The sequence below is a fragment of the Streptomyces brasiliensis genome, assembly GCF_014647875.1.
GTDB classification, from domain to species: domain Bacteria; phylum Actinomycetota; class Actinomycetes; order Streptomycetales; family Streptomycetaceae; genus Streptomyces; species Streptomyces brasiliensis.
In genome coordinates this window covers 260,391-277,779 of sequence record NZ_BMQA01000008.1, presented here as the reverse complement: position 1 = coordinate 277,779, position 17,389 = coordinate 260,391, and the positions used below count along the sequence as shown (strand labels likewise).

17 protein-coding genes and 1 pseudogene are annotated in these 17,389 nt (G+C 68.3%); 16 read left to right on the top strand and 2 right to left on the bottom strand.

All coding sequences use genetic code 11. The features are described from left to right. Nucleotides 1-95 precede the first annotated feature (95 nt). The 10 genes from IEZ19_RS15755 to IEZ19_RS15710 all read left to right on the top strand — a co-directional run bounded on the left by IEZ19_RS15755 (nt 96) and on the right by IEZ19_RS15710 (nt 10,939). A complete protein-coding gene (locus tag IEZ19_RS15755) occupies nt 96-1,061 on the top strand; it encodes a LysR family transcriptional regulator (protein ID WP_189311811.1) in 966 nt (321 codons plus the stop codon). A gap of 272 nt (nt 1,062-1,333) precedes the next feature. After that, complete coding sequence (locus IEZ19_RS15750) at nt 1,334-2,383, top strand: hypothetical protein (protein WP_189311810.1); 1,050 nt, start codon at nt 1,334-1,336, stop codon at nt 2,381-2,383. Continuing rightward, nucleotides 2,383-4,578, top strand: coding sequence for a bifunctional polysaccharide deacetylase/glycosyltransferase family 2 protein (locus IEZ19_RS15745; protein ID WP_189311809.1), 2,196 nt, complete (start codon nt 2,383-2,385; stop codon nt 4,576-4,578). Before IEZ19_RS15750 ends, IEZ19_RS15745 begins: the two co-directional genes overlap by 1 nt. Beyond that, nucleotides 4,575-5,888, top strand: a complete 1,314-nt coding sequence (locus IEZ19_RS15740; RefSeq protein ID WP_189311808.1) for an acyltransferase family protein — start codon at nt 4,575-4,577, stop codon at nt 5,886-5,888. Before IEZ19_RS15745 ends, IEZ19_RS15740 begins: the two co-directional genes overlap by 4 nt. Before the next feature lie 238 nt (nt 5,889-6,126). Then, nucleotides 6,127-6,783, top strand: a complete 657-nt coding sequence (locus IEZ19_RS15735) for a hypothetical protein (RefSeq protein WP_229840352.1) — start codon at nt 6,127-6,129, stop codon at nt 6,781-6,783. Further along, on the top strand, nt 6,771-7,808 hold the full coding sequence (locus IEZ19_RS15730; RefSeq protein WP_373296983.1) for a hypothetical protein: 1,038 nt from the start codon (nt 6,771-6,773) through the stop codon (nt 7,806-7,808). The genes IEZ19_RS15735 and IEZ19_RS15730 overlap by 13 nt, the downstream gene beginning before the upstream one ends. Before the next feature lie 123 nt (nt 7,809-7,931). Continuing rightward, nucleotides 7,932-8,249, top strand: a complete 318-nt coding sequence (locus IEZ19_RS15725) for a DUF6317 family protein (RefSeq protein WP_189311807.1) — start codon at nt 7,932-7,934, stop codon at nt 8,247-8,249. Further along, a complete protein-coding gene (locus IEZ19_RS15720) occupies nt 8,246-9,631 on the top strand; it encodes a hypothetical protein (RefSeq protein WP_189311806.1) in 1,386 nt (461 codons plus the stop codon). Before IEZ19_RS15725 ends, IEZ19_RS15720 begins: the two co-directional genes overlap by 4 nt. After that, nucleotides 9,628-10,293 (top strand): hypothetical protein, encoded by a 666-nt coding sequence (locus IEZ19_RS15715; RefSeq protein ID WP_189311805.1) that lies wholly within the window; start codon nt 9,628-9,630, stop codon nt 10,291-10,293. The genes IEZ19_RS15720 and IEZ19_RS15715 overlap by 4 nt, the downstream gene beginning before the upstream one ends. Nucleotide 10,294: 1 nt before the next feature. Beyond that, nucleotides 10,295-10,939 carry a hypothetical protein gene (locus IEZ19_RS15710; protein WP_189311804.1) on the top strand — a complete coding sequence of 215 codons (645 nt, stop codon included), beginning with the start codon at nt 10,295-10,297 and terminating at the stop codon, nt 10,937-10,939. A gap of 41 nt (nt 10,940-10,980) precedes the next feature. Here the strand turns inward: IEZ19_RS15710 and IEZ19_RS53065 are convergent. Continuing rightward, nucleotides 10,981-11,220: pseudogene (locus IEZ19_RS53065) on the bottom strand (DUF397 domain-containing protein); the annotation flags it as partial. A gap of 41 nt (nt 11,221-11,261) precedes the next feature. Further along, nucleotides 11,262-11,723 (bottom strand): Scr1 family TA system antitoxin-like transcriptional regulator, encoded by a 462-nt coding sequence (locus IEZ19_RS15700; RefSeq protein WP_189311803.1) that lies wholly within the window; start codon nt 11,721-11,723, stop codon nt 11,262-11,264. A gap of 38 nt (nt 11,724-11,761) precedes the next feature. Here IEZ19_RS15700 and IEZ19_RS15695 point away from each other — a divergent pair, with 38 nt between their 5' ends. From IEZ19_RS15695 to IEZ19_RS15670, 6 genes are all read left to right on the top strand, one after another. After that, entirely contained in the window at nt 11,762-11,977 is a 216-nt protein-coding gene (locus tag IEZ19_RS15695) for an ATP-binding protein (protein ID WP_229840360.1), read from the top strand. A gap of 196 nt (nt 11,978-12,173) precedes the next feature. After that, a complete protein-coding gene (locus IEZ19_RS15690; RefSeq protein ID WP_189311802.1) occupies nt 12,174-13,556 on the top strand; it encodes a nitrate/nitrite transporter in 1,383 nt (460 codons plus the stop codon). 100 nt (nt 13,557-13,656) lie between these two features. Continuing rightward, a complete protein-coding gene (locus IEZ19_RS15685) occupies nt 13,657-14,808 on the top strand; it encodes a uroporphyrinogen-III synthase (protein ID WP_189311870.1) in 1,152 nt (383 codons plus the stop codon). A 292-nt stretch (nt 14,809-15,100) separates the two neighbouring features. Continuing rightward, nucleotides 15,101-15,697 carry a CGNR zinc finger domain-containing protein gene (locus IEZ19_RS15680; protein ID WP_189311801.1) on the top strand — a complete coding sequence of 199 codons (597 nt, stop codon included), beginning with the start codon at nt 15,101-15,103 and terminating at the stop codon, nt 15,695-15,697. A 347-nt stretch (nt 15,698-16,044) separates the two neighbouring features. After that, on the top strand, nt 16,045-16,566 hold the full coding sequence (locus IEZ19_RS15675) for a sigma-70 family RNA polymerase sigma factor (protein ID WP_010039908.1): 522 nt from the start codon (nt 16,045-16,047) through the stop codon (nt 16,564-16,566). A gap of 17 nt (nt 16,567-16,583) precedes the next feature. Next, nucleotides 16,584-17,387 (top strand): anti-sigma factor family protein, encoded by an 804-nt coding sequence (locus IEZ19_RS15670; protein WP_373296985.1) that lies wholly within the window; start codon nt 16,584-16,586, stop codon nt 17,385-17,387. The last annotated feature ends 2 nt before the right edge of the window (nt 17,388-17,389 follow it).

Here is a 17,389-nt window from a genome sequence, read left to right as displayed (position 1 = left end):
GTCACCCGGAGCGGATCACGAGGTCCAACACCTTCTGGGTGCCGATTGACGCATCCGTGTTGTGAATGGGCTGCGGGCCCGCGTAGTTTCGCGGGATGCCCGCATACCTCGACCCCCGCCTGCTGCGCGCCTTCGTCACCGTCGCCGAGGAGCTGCACTTCACGCGGGCCGCGGCCCGGCTGTACGTCGCGCAGCAGGCGCTGAGCCGGGACGTACGGCGGCTGGAGCGGGAGTTGGGCGCCGAGCTGTTCGTACGGACCACCCGGCAGGTGACCCTGACCGCCGACGGCGCGCGGCTGGTGCCGCACGCCCGCCGGGTCCTCGCCGCCCAGGACGACCTCCTCGCCGCCTTCGGGCAGGCCAGACCCCTGCTCGTGGACCTCAACTCGCCGGGCCTGGTCACCGGCCGCCGCGTGCTGCACCGGGCGCGCGAACTCGCCCCGGACTGCGAGCTGATGGCTCGCTACGAGAGTGGGCTCACCGGCGCGGCGGCCGAGCTGCTGGCGGGCCGGCTGGACGTGTCGTTCGGCCGGTTCGCGGGACTGGAACCGGCGCTGCGGGCCGGCCTGGAGCAGCAGCCCGTGCGCTACGAACCCATGGCCGTCGTCCTCCCGGACGACCACCCGCTCGCCGACCGGGAGACGGTGCCGCTCGCCGCGCTGGCCGGGGAGGCCGTGTACGCCGGTGCCGGGAATCCGCGCACGCCCGAGTGGACCGGACTCGCACGTGACCTGTTCGAGGGGCGGGGCATCCGGATCGCGCCACCCCTGCCACTGGCCGTCGGGGACGAGGAGTTCGAGCGGATCATGGCGAAGACGCGGAATCCGATCCTCGCAGTGGTGGACTTTCCAGCCATGCCGCGCACCGTTCTGCGGCCGTTGATCGATCCCGTCCCCCTGTCACCCGTGTCACTGGTGTGGCGAAAGGGGCTGGTCCATCCCGGATTCGGCGCTCTTCGCCGGGCGGCCACCGAGATCGCGCTGGCCGAGAAGTGGCTCCAGAGACCCACTGGGGGCTGGATTCCGGCCAGTGATGAAAATGTGATGACCGCTGACAACTGACACCGGGCGACCACGGATCCTCCGCGTGCGCTACATTCGTGGCCTGAGCACGGTGTGGTAAAGGGGGCGCTCGGGCCGGGTGGGGGCCTGGTTCGGTCGACGGGTGCTCGGAGTCGTAGGCGCACCCAGACTGTCCCGTGGGGGGATGTGCGCACGTGAAGAAGTGGCGAGAAGACGCCCAACCGGAATGGCCCGAGGCCGCATCCGCGACCCGGGACATACCGGTGACGGGGGGCGAGACCCAGGCATTCCCGAAGACTGGAAGGACGGACGTGTTCGGGAGCGACCGGGGCGGCCGGAGCGGTACGGGTGAGCGGAGCGGCAGTGCGCCGGCCGATGCCGACGAGACCGCCGTACTGCCGAGAGCGGGCCGGACGCGGGGCGGGCTCACCGTGAGCCTCACCGGCGCCGACGAGACCGCCCCACTGCCCACGCAGCGGGACAGCCGTACCGGAACCGATGCCGATCCGACCGAGGTGCTCAGCGCCTCCGGCACGGCGGGACCGGCTGGCTCCTTCCGCGACCCGTGGGCCGACTCGCCCGGGCTCGGCGGCGATTCCGCGGCAGGCTCCGGCGACGCGACGCACGACCCGCACGAGGTCACCGTCCAGCTCGACGCCGTACAGCTGGGCGACACACGCCTGCGTCCGGCCGCCGGTTCGCCGCACGGCGGCCAGGACGGCTCCGACGGGCCGGTGTTCGTCGACGAGTCGGGGCGGCGCAGCCGGCGGTTCCGCAGGCTCGGCATGGCAGTCGGCACCGCCTGCGCCGTCTACGCCGTCGTCATCGTCGCCACGCTCCTGTCCGGCAGCTCCGACGCGCCCTGGCTGCCCGTACCGGGCCAGAACGGGGACAAGCCCGCGAGCCAGGTCGACAGCCCTCCGCTGCCCGCCCAGTCCGCGACGCCCTCCGGCAGCGCGAGCGCGTCACCGGGCCCCACCCCGACCACGAGCGACGGCACGACCCCGTCGGCCGGCGCCCCCGCCTCCGCGACCGGCACCGGCAGCAAGCCCGGCACCGCAGCGGACCCGAAGCCGTCGGCGTCGAAGACCACGCCCGGCACCGGTGCCGGCCCCGGCACCTCCACGGACCCCAAGCCGCCGTCCTCGGACCCGTCCACCCCGGCCTCCTCCGGCCCGAGCACGCCCGTGGACACCGACCCCTCGCCCGACCCGTCCGAGAGCTCGGCCTCGGGCGGCACCGGCCCCCTCAACGGCACCGGCTCGGTGGCCGACGGCCCCTCCAGCACGACGCCCATCGCCGAGGAGCCGGGTGACCCGGCACTGTCCGCGACCGACCTGTCCCCGGAGCACACCCTCTGATGGCAACCCGTACAAGCCGTCAAGGGGCCGCGTCCGGAGCCCTTGCCGGCTCCAGGCGCCGCCGCCTGCCCATGCGCCTGCTGCTGCCGCTGCTCGTCCTCATCGCCCTGATGGCGATGCTGATGCTGCGCGGCTACGTCCACAGCGAGATCATGGCCGACCACCGCATCCAGCCCGAGGCCGCCACCGACAAGGTGCCGGAGAAGATCCTCGACGGCGGCCCGGTCATCGACACCCGCAGCGGCCGTACGACCAGCATGAGCGTCCCCGACAAGCGCCTCGTCCTCACCTTCGACGACGGCCCCGACCCGACCTGGACCCCGAAGGTCCTGGACGTGCTGAAGAAGCACCACGCGCACGCGGTCTTCTTCGTCACGGGCACCATGACCTCGCGCTACCCGGACCTGGTCAAGCGCATGGTGGACGAGGGCCACGAGGTCGGCCTGCACACCTTCAACCACCCCGACCTCTCCTTCCAGTCCAAGGGCCGCATCGACTGGGAGCTGTCCCAGAACCAGCTGGCGATCACCGGCGCGGCCGGCGTCCGCACGTCCCTCTTCCGGCCGCCGTACTCCTCCTTCGCCGACGCCATGGACGACAAGTCCTGGCCGGTGACCGAGTACATCGGCACCCGCGGCTACATCACCGTCGTCAACAACACGGACAGCGAGGACTGGAAGAAGCCCGGCGTCGACGAGATCATCCGCCGGGCCACCCCGCACGACGGCAAGGGCGCCATCGTCCTGATGCACGACTCCGGCGGCGACCGCCACCAGACCGTGCAGGCCCTGGACAAGTTCCTGCCTGAACTCCAGGCGCAGGGCTACCAGTTCCAGAACCTGACCGAGGCCCTCGGCGCGCCCAGCGCGCTCACCCCGGTCACCGGTGCCGATCTGTGGAAGGGCAAGGCGTGGATCTTCCTGGTCCAGGCCTCCGACGACATCACGGACGTGCTGGTCGTCGGCCTCGCGGTGATCGGCGCCCTGGTCATCTCACGCTTCGTCCTGATGCTCCTGCTCTCCGGCATCCACGCACGCCGGGTGCGCCGCAAGGGCTTCAGCTGGGGCCCGCCGGTCACCGAACCGGTGTCGGTGCTGGTCCCGGCGTACAACGAGGCCAAGTGCATCGAGAACACGGTCCGTTCGCTGACGGCCAGCGAGCATCCCATCGAGATCATCGTCGTCGACGACGGCTCGACGGACGGCACGGCACGGATCGTCGAGGCGATGGGCCTGCCCAACGTCCGGGTCGTGCGCCAGATGAACGCGGGCAAGCCGGCCGCCCTCAACCGAGGCCTGGCGAACTCCAGTTACGACCTGATCGTGATGATGGACGGCGACACGGTCTTCGAACCGGCCACGGTCCGCGAGCTGGTGCAGCCCTTCGGCGACCCGCGCGTGGGCGCGGTGGCCGGCAACGCCAAGGTCGGCAACCGGGATTCCCTCATCGGCGCCTGGCAGCACATCGAGTACGTGATGGGCTTCAACCTCGACCGCCGCATGTACGACGTCCTGCGCTGCATGCCGACGATCCCCGGCGCGGTCGGCGCGTTCCGCCGCTCGGCCCTCGAACGGGTCGGCGGCATGAGCGACGACACGCTGGCCGAGGACACGGACATCACGATGGCCCTGCACCGCGACGGCTGGCGCGTGGTCTACGCCGAGAACGCCCGGGCCTGGACCGAGGCCCCCGAGACGGTCCAGCAGCTGTGGTCCCAGCGCTACCGCTGGTCGTACGGCACGATGCAGGCGATCTGGAAACACCGCCGCGCGCTGGTGGAGAAGGGCCCGTCGGGCCGCTTCGGCCGGGTCGGCCTGCCGCTGGTCTCGCTGTTCATGGTGGTGGCCCCGCTGCTGGCGCCCCTGATCGACGTGTTCCTCCTGTACGGCGTGGTCTTCGGCCCGACGCAGAAGACGATCGTGGCGTGGCTGGGCGTCCTGGCGATCCAGGCGATCTGTGCGGCGTACGCCTTCCGGCTGGACCGCGAACGCATGACCCACCTCATCTCGCTGCCCCTGCAGCAGATCCTCTACCGCCAGCTCATGTACGTCGTCCTGCTCCAGTCCTGGATCACGGCCCTCACCGGCGGCCGCTTGCGCTGGCAGAAGCTGCGCCGCACGGGCGTGGTCGAGGCGCCGGGCGGCCCGGTGCCGCGGCAGCGGACGCACGACGGTGATCGGAGGCCGGTGGGATGACGCAGGGATATCAGGGCTACCAGGGACAACAGGACTACCAAGGACAGCAGGGATATCAGGGACGGCAGGGCTTTGCGGCGGCAGGACCGGTGAGCGCCGTGAGCCCGGCAGAACAGGCGGCACCTGCCGCGGACACCGGAACGGGGAGTGCGACTGCTCCCAGGGTGCCGTCGGGCCGGGACCGCTACCTGGACCTCCTCCGCTCGATAGCGCTGGTCCGGGTCGTGGTCTACCACCTCTTCGGCTGGGCGTGGCTGTCGGTGCTGTTCCCGTCGATGGGCGTGATGTTCGCGCTGGCGGGCTCGCTGATGGCACGCTCCCTGAAGCGCCCGGCGCTGAGCGTGATCAAGAGCAGGGTGAGAAGGCTGCTGCCTCCCCTGTGGGCGTTCAGCGCGGTGGCGCTGGCGCTGATGTTCGCGGGCGGCTGGAACCCGGTGAAGGACCCGGACAACGGCGGCACCTGGGGCCTGGTCAAGCTGATCGACTACATCATCCCGATCGGCGCCCCGCCGTATCCCTGGCACGTCGGCTCCAAGTCCGGCCTGCTGGAGGACACTTGGGCGGTACAGGCGGCGGGCCCGCTGTGGTATCTGCGCGCCTACCTCTGGTTCGTGGTGGCGTCCCCTCTGCTCCTGTGGGCGTTCCGCAAGGCGCCGTGGCCGACGCTGCTGGCCCCGCTGGGCCTGACGGCGATAGTCGGCACGGGACTGGTGACGATCCCGGGTGAGACGGGCAACGCGGTCACGGACTTCGCGGTGTACGGCGGCTGCTGGGTCCTGGGCTTCGCGCACCACGAGGGCGTACTGGCCCGCATCCCGCGCTATGTCTCCGTCTCCTGTTCGGCGCTGGTGATGGCGTTCGGCCTGTGGTGGGCTTCGGGCCATCTGGGTCCCGACGGCTGGGACCTGAACGACATTCCGCTGGCGCAGGCGGCGTGGTCCTTCGGTTTTGTGGTCATCCTGTTGCAGTACTCACCGTCGTGGCAGGAACTCCCCGGCCGCCTGGCCCGCTGGGACAAGCTGGTGACGCTCTCCAACAACAGGGCCGTCACGATCTACCTCTGGCACAACCTCCTGATCATGGCGACGGTGCCGATCATCGACCAGGCGTACAACCTCCCGTTCATGGAGAGCGACCGCGCCGCGGCGGCACTCGACTCCACGTACATGCTCTGGATGTTCTTCCTGGTCTGGCCCCTGATCGGCCTCGCGATACTGGCCTTCGGCTGGATCGAGGACATCGCGGCGAAGCGCGCTCCGCGGTTGTGGCCGAACGGTGTGCGCAAGGCCGGGGGCCGGCGGCGGGGCTGACGCCGGGCGGCGCCGGGGGACTTTTGCTGGGGCGTCGACCCTCGGCGACGCTGAGCTGTTGCGATGTCACGGAACGGTAATCAACTCGGCGTCCGCTCCCGCCAGTTGCCGACGCTTTGCCCCGCTGTGCGAGCAATGCGCGGGCAGGGCGGCGGGGTTCGCACTGGTGTGGTCGCGGCGGATCCGGCTACCGTATCGGCTGCTTCTCAGAACCCAACCGCCCCACCAGGAGCCCACCGTGACCCGCCGTTCCCGCCTGCTCACGACAGCCGCCGCCGGTGCGACGGCCGTACTTCTGCTCGCCGGATGTGGCGGGGGTGACGGCGACGCGAAGACGAAGGACAAGATCGCGGGGGCGGACACCGGGAACGAGACGCCGACTTCGCCCAGCGCCTCGGCTCCGCCGGCAGCGGGGCGACCGAAGATCGAGCTGCCGGCGGATCTGTCCTACACGTTCGACTGGCCCAAGACCGGGGACAAGGACAAGGACGCTGTTCTGGCGGACAGTGAGGAGTCCATTAAGGCGGTGGATCTCGCCATCGCGAATCAGAATCCGCTCGACAAGGCATACCGGTATTACTACGAGGGTGAAGCAGCAGCTCAGACCCAGCAGTTCATCGAGGCGTACGTAAAGGCGAAGGCTCGGACGACCGGCAGCTACCGCTACTACGACGCGGTGGCGGACGTCAGCAGCCCCAGCAAGGCGTCGCTCGTGTACTGCGAGGACCAGGGCAAGGCGTACGACCTCTACTTGAAGACGAAGAAGGTCGACAAGACTCCAGCCACCAAGAACAGCTATGTCCTCTACAGCACCCTGTTGCAGAAGAACGACAAGGGCGTCTGGGTCGTCGAGAAGCTTCTTTCACGGAGGGGGAGCTCCAAGTGCCAGCCCTGACAGCCAGTTCGCGGTCGTTGATCGTACTGTCGCTGATCGGCTCGATCATGGCGGGTGCCGCACCCGCCATGGCTGACAACAAGATCGGGGGCGGTGCCCAGACGCCGCCGCCCAGCGGGGAGACGTCAGGCGGTGTCGATGGCAACACGCTGAACGCGACAGCCGGCGGTATCGTCTTCGACCGCTCCAACAACGGCTCCGGCAACTCCGTAGGTCCCATCACCTCCACTACCTCCTGGACCCCACCAGCCTGCTGGTACGCCCCCAAATACACACCCGCCCAACTCAAGGCGTACCTTGAGCCGATCTGGGGGGCCGAGTCGACCGGTTACGAGTGGGATTCCAGTCAGCGTGACCGGTACGTCAACGGCCACCCCTACAAGGATTTCAATCAGGACAAGGACGGCGAGGGCTACTGGTGGGACTCGTACGTCGACGAGACGTTCCCGCCTGGCTGGGACAAGTGCAACAAGCCCATCTTCTGGGTGGACAAGGGCGATCCTCCGCCGCCGGACATCGAGAACGCGGTAACTCCGGAGATCCTCGCCCAGCTTGCCTACAAAGAGATCCGTGTCCCCAGCACAAAGGTGACACTGGCTCCCGCCGACACGACCAAGGTCAACCTCCCCACCTGGGCTTGGCTGGACGGCGCGCAGTTCAAGCCGGTCTCGGTCACCGCTTCGGTACCCGTGCTGGGCATCTCGGCGACGACCACCGCGGAACCGGTCTCCCTCAAGATCGACCCCGGCACCTCGGACGCGGTGACCTACCCGGCGTCGGGTGTCTGTCAGCTCACCAACGACAAGATCGGCGAGCCGTACGCCAAGGGCAAGGCCGACAAGACGCCACCCTGTGGGGTGAAATACCTACGCTCGTCGGGCAACGGTTCCTACCAGCTCAAGGTAACGCTGACCTGGAAGATCCAGTGGACGGGAACCGGCGGGACCGGTGGGCCCTTGGATGACGGCACGTTCGGGACCGACCAGGATGTGGTGGTGCAGGAGATTCAGTCCGTCAACCGGTAAGACGGGTCTGACACTGTGCTGGGTGGACCTGGCGAGGTGACGCGGATGCGACTCGCCAGGTCCTGCCGTAAGCGGATAGCTTCGTTCCGTATCCATGCGCGTGGGAGAGGGGAACGGGAAGCCGTGGCTGACCGACTGGCCGTCGATGATGACGAGTTGAAGCACTTCATGAAGTTGCTGAACAAGTCGAGCGACTCATTGAAGGGCCTGCGCAAGGCACTTGGCGAAGCGACGGTCACCGGCCTCGGTACCGACGACCTGGACTCGGCGTGTGAGGACTTCCAGGAGGACTGGAAGTACGGCACCGAGCAGATCGGTGAGCAGACCGAGAACCTCGCGAAAATCATCGGTCAGAGCAAGGACAGCTATAACGAGGTCGACAAGGCGCTGGAAGAGGCGCTGAGGAAGGGCAAGCACGCCAAGAGCGGGGCGGGAAAGTGACGGTTACTCCGGGAGTCGAGGCCGATCCGTATCCCTCGTCGCCGGCCCGTGACAATGCTGACCTCCCGCAGGGGCTGAAGTCGAACCCGTACGGCCAGCAACTGCCGAACCCGTACACGCACCTGGGTTTCAACCCGGTGCCGGGGAGTACGGAGACGGTGCGTGACCTGCACAAGAAACTCGCGTCCTGCGCCAAGGTCCTGGGTGAGACGCACGGCCTGGTCACGAAGCTGATGGAGGGCAGCTACTGGAAGGGCGACGCGGCGGTGGCCTTCCGGGAAGAGTTGCAGGGCGGCCCGCTGGCGCTCAACCTCAAGAACGCGGCGCATTCCATCACCAAGGCGGCCAGGCAACTGGAGCGCTGGGAGGGCGAACTCGACGACTTCCAGCGCCGCGGCAAGCGCCTGGACGAGGACGCCCGGGACGCCAGGGACACCCTGGACAAGGCGAAGGGCCACGCGACCAAGGCCAAGGACAACCCTGACCTGGACAAGAAGGGCCCGTCACACGACGACGCACAAAAGATCCTGACCCACGCGAACACAGCGGTGGAGAACGCCCAGGCCGACCTCGACAGAATCATCGCCAAGGCGAAGAAGTTGGCCGAAGAGCACGAGGAGAAGGCGCGGTACCGGGCAGGGAAGATCCACGACGCCACGAAGAAGCTGGCACCGCAGGAGCCGGGAGCTTGGGACAAGTTCACGGACTGGCTAACTGACAACCTGCCGGACATTCTCAGCGGCGTAGCAGCCGTTCTGGGCCTGATTGCAATTTTTGCGACTGGTCCGCTTGCCGTGCCGCTTCTTATGGTGGCCGCTGCGGCGTTGAGCGGGACGGCGCTGGCCCTTCGCCTCAAGGACGATGAGGTGTGGGCGTCCCTCAAGGACGGGATTTCGAAGCAGGAGTTCGACGCGGACTTCTGGAGCAACGCGATTTCCGTAGCTGGTGACACGCTCGGGGTCGTTCCTGGACTTGGCGCGGCGACAAAAGGGCTGATGAAGGCCCCTGAAGCCTTAACTGCCGCTGCACGGTCGGCAGAGGGGGCGCTCACTGTGGGACAGAGAGTCGCGACGGTTGGATCTTCGATCCGGGAGGAGGCTCAGGCCATCTCCAGCGCACCGAGCCTGCTGGAGCGAGTGAACGTCTTTGGCGCGCGCACGGGAGATGTCCTGCCTGCCGTGGAGACCACTGCGACGTGGCTTGGAGCTGGCACGGCCGTGTACGGAGTGGTCGGCAGCGCCTACGACTCCCTGGGTGGTGACGGTGATACTGCAAAGGCGATCACGTCCACCTTGGACGGAGTGCGGACCGCGACGATCGATGGGTCGGCCACGGCAAGTGTCCTGCATTACTTGTTCACAGGAGTGGCGGCTGCGTCATGAGCCCGGACACGATCGTCATCGACTCCTCTGCCAGGGTGCCGGACGCGGACATCTGGTTCGTCCTGCCCGCTGGCTTCATCGCGCTTCCCCTTCGCGAACTTGTCCAATCACGACAGGGGCTTGGCGAAGAGGGAGACAAGCTGAACGCGGTAAGTGCACTCGTGGATTCTTCACATTCTTCCGAGGAACGTCGGCAAATCCTCGCATTGCTTGCTCCTGTACAGCGCATGCTCCGTCTTCTGTCACACGGCGGTGTGGTCCACTGTTCGATGGGCTTGCATCGGGATGACGAGGGTGACGGAGGCGTGTTGCCTTCGCTCTTCACGCTCGGCTGGCGGGAGACCTCTTGGGCGCCGCGTGGCGTCACGGTTTCCCGCCTTGCCGCTGGAACGCCCGATGCCCGGTTTGTTGAGGTTCTCGATCTGCCCTGTGGTCCGGCTTCTCTCAACGAGACCTTGGTGAATCATCAGGTAGTGGGCACGGCACAGGAGCTTCTCCAGGTGACCGTGCATATTCCATACCCGGAGGCAACGAAGCTGGCGATTTTGAGCCTATCGGCGACGGCGACGCACCGCGCAGACCACTACCGCAACCTGCTACGGGAGGTGGCCCGCATGGTCACGTTCGAGGACCCGCTGACTGCGAACCGGGAAGGGGTGTGACATGGCGCGTGCGCAGAATCCCGCTCATGCTGCTTGCGCCTGGGACGACGTGGCTACGCAGCGCACATGGTCGAAGTTGTTCACCTCGGCTGTGGTCGGCCAGATTGTCTGGCCCGTGGTGTCTGTTGGCAGCTTCGTGCTCATGATCCTGCTCGGTCAGTGGTCGATGTGGTTCATGTTGCCCGTTGCCGTGTATGCGCTGTACCGCACGGTGCTTCAGCGCCGGTACATCGTGTCGGCTGTTCAGGCTCGCCGAATCCTGAGGGTGTATCCGTGGCAGGTGCACAGGACACCCAAGAGCGGTATCGGACAGATAACCGGAGCAAAGCTCGGTGACGTATGGCTGGCTTTCCCTGATCCTGACCAGCCGGAGAGCCTCGTCCCGATTGTTCTCCACGGGCATGCCCGTTCCGCCTGGTGGCGGCGTCGTCTCGGGCGGGGCTACGAGACCGACAAGACCAGGCAGGTCGCCGAGGTTTGGTTTGCTGGTGATGTGCGTTTTGCTGGAGTCATCGCGGTGCCTGGCCCGCGGCGTCTCTTCCTGCTCTTCCAACTTGCCGCGAACCCCGGCATCCCTGGTCAGAACAAAACCTCACTCGATGCCGTCGAGCGCGCACGGCGAGCCGGGGTTCGCCTCGCCCCCTGATTGACACCTGACCCGGCGCTGCTCAGCTTCGAAGACCCAGTCTAGGGCGGCAATTGGTGGATTCGTGTCAGCCTCGACGCCACGCCGTGAGTCACCGTTCGCTCGATGGAATGGGGGCAGCGGCAAGGTGAAGGCGACGGCGCATCTACGTACGAGACGAAGCTGGCCCAGGTGGTGTGCGTAACGGTGAGGCGAGGGCCGTCGGTTTTCTTCGAGTTGCGGATGTGGATCGTGGCCGTGGCGACGGCTATCTCGACGAAGCTGGAGGAGTCGCCGCCGTACGTGGACTTCTGTCAGTGGTGCGTGGACATTTCGGTTCCTCTCAGAGGTCGTGTGCGATGCGCTGGATGAGGTCGCGGGGTGCTTCGGGGCTCAGGGCGCTCCCTTCCATGTGGTGGGCCGCTGATCGGCAGTTACTCAACTGCGCTTCACTGTCCAGGAATTCACAGCCGTGATGGGCGTCCAGCTGAACGGTGTCGAGTTGTGGAACCGCGTCCCTGACGTAGTCGATGCCTTGCCCGGTGCCGTGGAAACTCGCCTTACCGAAAGGGATGGCGCGGACCGTGACATGGTCGAGCTCATTCATGTCGATGAAGCGCTTGAGCTGCGCGGCTGCGAAGTGTCGGCCGCCGAATCCCATTCTGAGCGCCGCCTCGTGAACGGTTGCCGTATAGGGGGTGGGATTGTCCCGGTGCAGGATGCCCTGCCGCTTGTTGCGGTGGGTGAGACGGTGCTCGATCTCGTACTGCTGAAGCGGGGGGGAAGACCGTACGGAAGAGCGCACGGGCGTGGTCGGTGGTCTGAAGGAGGGTGGGGATGTGGATGACCAGGGCGACGCGCAACCCGCCTGCTCCGCCCGAAGACCGTGTACCGCCCGCTCTGGTGCACGCCGACGGCGGACGGGGGCTGTGTCTCGTCCAGGAGTACGCCGACTCCTGGGGCGGCTGGCCCATCGGCGATGGCGGTCCGCTCGACCGGGGGGCCGGCAAGCTGCTGTGGTTCGAGGTGGGGGCCGGGCGGCAGCGCGTGCAGGGGTAGCTGCGCGGGCGCATGGGATCGCTGTGGCACCGGATCTTCCAGGTGACACCTCACCTCTCAAGCGCCGCTCGCCCGGGGTGAGAGCAACGTTCCCTGCCAGTCACCCACAGCCACAGCGTGGAAACGCGTGCTTCCTACCTTCGGGATTCATCACCCCGCAAGGACCACCCGAGCACCGGAGCACCGTGGAGGCGTCATGACAGCCGCTGGCACTGTTCCCTCACCCCCGAGCAGGGGCGCCTGCTGGATCCAGCACTGGGATCCGGAGGACGTGACCTTCTGGGAGGAGACCGGGGAGAAGGTCGCCCGCCGCAATCTCCTCTTCTCCGTGTTCTCCGAGCACATCGGGTTCTCGATCTGGACCCTGTGGTCCGTGCTGGTGCTCTTCACGGGCCCGGAGTACGGGCTCACCCCCGCCGACAAGTTCCTGCTCACGTCCGTGGTGACGCTCGTCGGTGCCGTCGTGCGGGTGCCGTACACCTTCGCCGTCGCCCTCTTCGGTGGGCGGAACTGGACCGTCGTCTCCGCCACCATGCTGCTCGCCCCCACCGCCGCCGCCTTCCTCGTCATGGAGCCCGGGACCTCTTTCGGCACCTTCCTCTGGGTCGGGCTGCTCGCCGGCATCGGCGGTGGCAACTTCGCCTCCTCCATGACCAACATCAACGCCTTCTTCCCGATGAAGAAAAAGGGGTGGGCCCTCGGGCTCAACGCCGGTGGCGGGAACGTCGGCGTCCCCGTGATCCAGCTCGTCGCCCTCGCGATCATCGGGGCCGGCGGCGGGCCGCGTGTGCTGCTCGGCGTGTACATCCCGCTGATCGTCGTCGCCGCCGTCCTCGCCGCACTGTTCATGGACAACATCGAGAACGTCAGGAACGACACCGGGGCCGCCCAGGACGCCGCGAAGGACGCCCACACGTGGATCATGTCCTTCCTGTACATCGGGACGTTCGGGTCCTTCATCGGGTACAGCTTCGCCTTCGGGCAGGTGCTGACCAACCAGTTCGGGCGTACGCCGCTCCAGGCCGCCTACCTCACCTTCATCGGACCGCTGCTCGGCTCCCTCGTCCGGCCCCTCGGAGGCCGGCTCGCCGACCGGTACGGCGGGGCCCGCATCACCCTCTGGAACTACGTCGGCATGGGCGCCGCCACCGCCGTCCTCGTCTTCGCGAGCATGCGGAAGTCGCTGCCCCTGTTCGTCGTCGTCTTCGTGGTGCTGTTCGCGCTCAGCGGGCTGGGGAACGGGTCGACGTACAAGATGATCCCGGGAATCTTCCAGGCCAAGGCCCTCGCCGAGGGGATGGCGGGGGAGGAGGCCGCGAGCTACGGGCGGCGGCTGTCCGGTGCCTCCATGGGGCTCATCGGGGCCGTCGGCGCGCTCGGCGGTGTCGGCATCAACCTCGCCTTCCGGCAGTCCTTCCTGACCTACGGCTCCGGCACGGGAGCGTTCGTCGCCTTCCTCGTCTTCTACGCCGCCTGCTTCGCGGTCACGTGGGCCGTATACCTTCGCCGACCGGCCACCCGGGCCGCGGCCCGGGCCACCGCAGAGGCGAAGCCGCAGCTCAGCTATGCCGAGGTGTGACGTAACACCGGCGACATCAAGCCGAACCGAGCCTGTCACGCGCCCTTGACAGGCTCGGTCGGCATGCGGCCCAGCTAGGAGAGCCATGCACGCCATCGCCATGCACGACGAACAGCAGCTACCGGAACACGGTCCCCTGGCCGGGTTCACCGTGGGCGTGACCGCCGCGCGCCGGGCCGACGAACTCGGGGCCCTGCTCCAGCGACGCGGAGCCGTCGTGCTCCACGCGCCCGCCCTGCGGATCGTGCCGCTGGCCGACGACGGTGAACTCCTCGCCGCCACCAAGGAGATCATCGACCAGGTGCCGGACGTGGTCGTGGCCACCACCGCCATCGGTTTCCGTGGGTGGGTCGAGGCCGCCGACGGGTGGGGGTTCGGTGAGCAGCTGCTCGGGCGGTTGCGGGGCGTGGAACTGCTTGCGCGCGGGCCGAAGGTCAAGGGCGCGATCCGTGCCGCCGGGCTGACCGAGGAGTGGTCGCCGACCAGCGAGTCCATGGCCGAGGTGCTCGACCTGTTGCTGGAGGAAGGAGTCGACGGGCGCCGTATCGCCGTACAGCTGCACGGCGAGCCGCTGCCCGGGTTCGTCGAGTCGCTGCGGGCCGGGGGAGCCGAGGTCGTTCCCGTGCCGGTGTACCGGTGGATGCCGCCCGAGGACATCGGGCCGGTGGACCGGCTGCTGGACGCCACCGTCTCGCGCGGGCTGGACGCGCTGACGTTCACCAGCGCGCCTGCCGCCGCCTCGCTGCTGTCCCGGGCCGAGGAGCGGGGACTGGCGGGGGAGTTGATCAACGCCCTCCACCATGACGTGCTGCCCGCTTGCGTCGGGCCGGTGACCGCCTTGCCGTTGCAGGCACGGGGGGTCGACACCGTGCAGCCCGAGCGTTTCCGGCTCGGGCCGCTCGTGCAGCTGCTGTGCCAGGAACTGCCCAGGCGGGCACGGGCGTTGCCGATCGCCGGGCACCGGGTGGAGATCCGGGGGCACGCGGTGCTGGTGGACGGGGACCTGAAGCCGGTGTCGCCGGCGGGGATGTCGCTGCTGCGCGCGTTGTCGCGGCGGCCGGGGTGGGTGGTCGGCCGGGCCGATCTGCTGCGGGCGTTGCCGGGGGCGGGACGGGACGAGCATGCCGTGGAGACGGCCATGGCTCGGTTGCGTACGGCACTGGGGGCGCCGAAGTTGATTCAGACCGTGGTGAAGCGTGGGTATCGGTTGGCGTTGGATGCGGCGTCCGATGCCAAGTATGCGGACGCGTGAGGTTGTGCGGGTGGGCCGGGGTCGGCCGGGGGCGGGTCCGCCTGCCGGCGCGGGCAGGGTGCCTCCCCCACTCTCGGCTTCGCTCGAGCGGGCGGACCCCCATCGCCCACCCGTGCCGCCGGGGGTGTTCTGCGTCATGGCTCCAGCCAACGCACGTGCCCCCGCACGGAACATCGTCGGGACGCGCGAGCGCATACGCGTACGTCCAGAGGTTCCAGGGGTTCCGGCCGCGCGAGCGGGCAGGCACTGTGGGAGAGGGAAAGGTTCCCCTGCCCTAGGCGGTGACAGGCACATGGCACTGAGTACGGCCACGGTCCCCTACGAGCTGCGGTTCGACGCCGGGCGGATCTGTCTGGATCTCCTCGCCACCACCCATCCCGAGGAACGGCTCGACTCCCTCGAGCCGTTGCGCGCCTGGATCGTCGGGTCCGGGCTCGTCCCGGTGGGCACGCCGCTGGCCCACGCCGATGCCGGCTGGCTCGTGGGATTTCGTGAACTGCGCGGGCGGATCGGGCAGTTGGTGAGGGCCCAACTCGCGGGCGACGGACGGCCGTACGACATCGCGCTCGCCCGCGTCAACGGGGTCGCCCGTGCCGCACCACCTCCTGTCCCACGCGCCGTACCGCGGGAAGACGGCACGCTCGTCCGGGAGCTGGACGGTCCGCCGGAGTGTGCCGCGCTGCTCGCCGCCGTCGCCCGGGACGCGGTGGAGCTGCTGACCGACCCCGTCGCGTGGGCCGCCGTCCGCGAGTGCGAGGGGGACAACTGCCCCATCGTGTACCTCGACACGTCCCGCGGGCGCCGGAGGCGCTGGTGCTCCAGTGAGGTCTGCGGGAACCGGGAGCGGGTGGCCCGGCACCGCCGGCGGGCCGCCCTCGCCCGGGCCTGAGCACGCCGCCCGGTCCTGAATGTGCTGCATGTCCCTTTCGTCGCCCTGCCGTTGAAGTGTGCTCGAAGTGATTTCGGCAACATCGGGTTTGGCTGCGGTCTCGGGGTGATGAGTCGTGCCCCATCCCCTTGTGTCGGAAATGCAAAGATCGCGCGGCGGGAATGTGGGGCCATGTCCCTCTCGTCATGGCACGCAAGAGAAAACTGTCACCCAGGTTTGAACACGACGCACCCCGCCTCCGTACCCGTGGACGAGCGACCGACTGGGGGAACCCCCGGACATCGGAGGTGGGCGTGCGTAAGGATTCCGTCGTGGCCAATGAACGTGGCTCGAGGGCCCGGCATCGCATGTCCCAGCCCTCGGAACCCGACGAGGAGTTGATGCGTGCCCTGTATCGGGAGCACGCCGGACCCCTTCTCGCGTATGTCCTGCGGCTGGTTGCCGGTGATCGCCAGCGAGCAGAGGACGTTGTGCAGGAGACGCTCATCCGTGCCTGGAAGAACGCCGGTCAGCTCAATCGGGCGACCGGATCGGTACGCCCCTGGCTGGTGACGGTCGCGCGCCGCATCGTCATCGACGGCCACCGCAGCCGGCAGGCCCGGCCGCAGGAGGTCGATCCGTCGCCGCTGGAGGTCATCCCCGCGGAGGACGAGATCGACAAGGCGCTGTGGCTGATGACGCTGTCGGACGCGCTCGACGACCTGACACCGGCCCACCGGGAGGTTCTCGTCGAGACGTACTTCAAGGGGCGTACCGTCAATGAGGCGGCCGAGACGCTGGGCATACCCAGCGGCACGGTCCGTTCTCGGGTGTTCTACGCCCTGCGATCGATGAAGCTGGCACTGGAGGAGCGGGGGGTGACGGCGTGAGCAGCGTGTACGGGGGAATGCGAGGATTCGGACCGGGTGGTCCGGGTGATGGTGGCCCCATGCAGGGATCTCCGGGCCCGAACGAGCACGAGACCGTCGGTGCCTACGCGCTCGGCATCCTGGACGACGCCGAGGCGACCGCCTTCGAGGCCCATCTCGCCGGCTGTGAGTGGTGCGCCCAGCAGCTCGACGAGCTGGCCGGGATGGAGCCGATGCTCGCCGCGCTCGCGGACCTGCCGGGTGCCGGCAGCACGCCCTCGATCGGGGAGTCCCTGTCCGCGAAGCCCACTCCGCGGCTCGTGGAGAAGCTGGTCGACGAGGTGTCGGAGCGACGTGCGCTCAAGCGCCGCCGCAGCTTCTTCATGCTCGCGGCCGCGGCCGCGCTGATCGTCGGCGGCCCGCTGGCCGTGCTGGCGGCGAGCGGCGGCTCGGACCACGGCGACGACACCATGGCGGTGGGACCCGCCCAGGCGGCCTTTCAGACCATGACGGACAAGAAGTCGGCCACGGACCCGGCGACCCATGTCACCGCCACCGTCGCCGTGGAGAAGAAGAACTGGGGCACCCACGCGGTCCTCCAGCTCAAGAACGTCACCGGCCCGCAGAAGTGCTCGCTCATCGCCGTCGGCAAGAACGGCGAGCGCGAGACGGTGACCTCCTGGTCCGTCCCGAACTGGGGCTACGGCATCGCGAACGCCAAGTCGGAGGAGGCCAAGAACCCCCTCTACGTGCACGGCGGAGCGGCCTTCTCCCCGAACCAGATCGATCACTTCGAGGTCATGACCTTCGACGGAAAGAAGCTCGTGGACGTCGACGCGTAGCT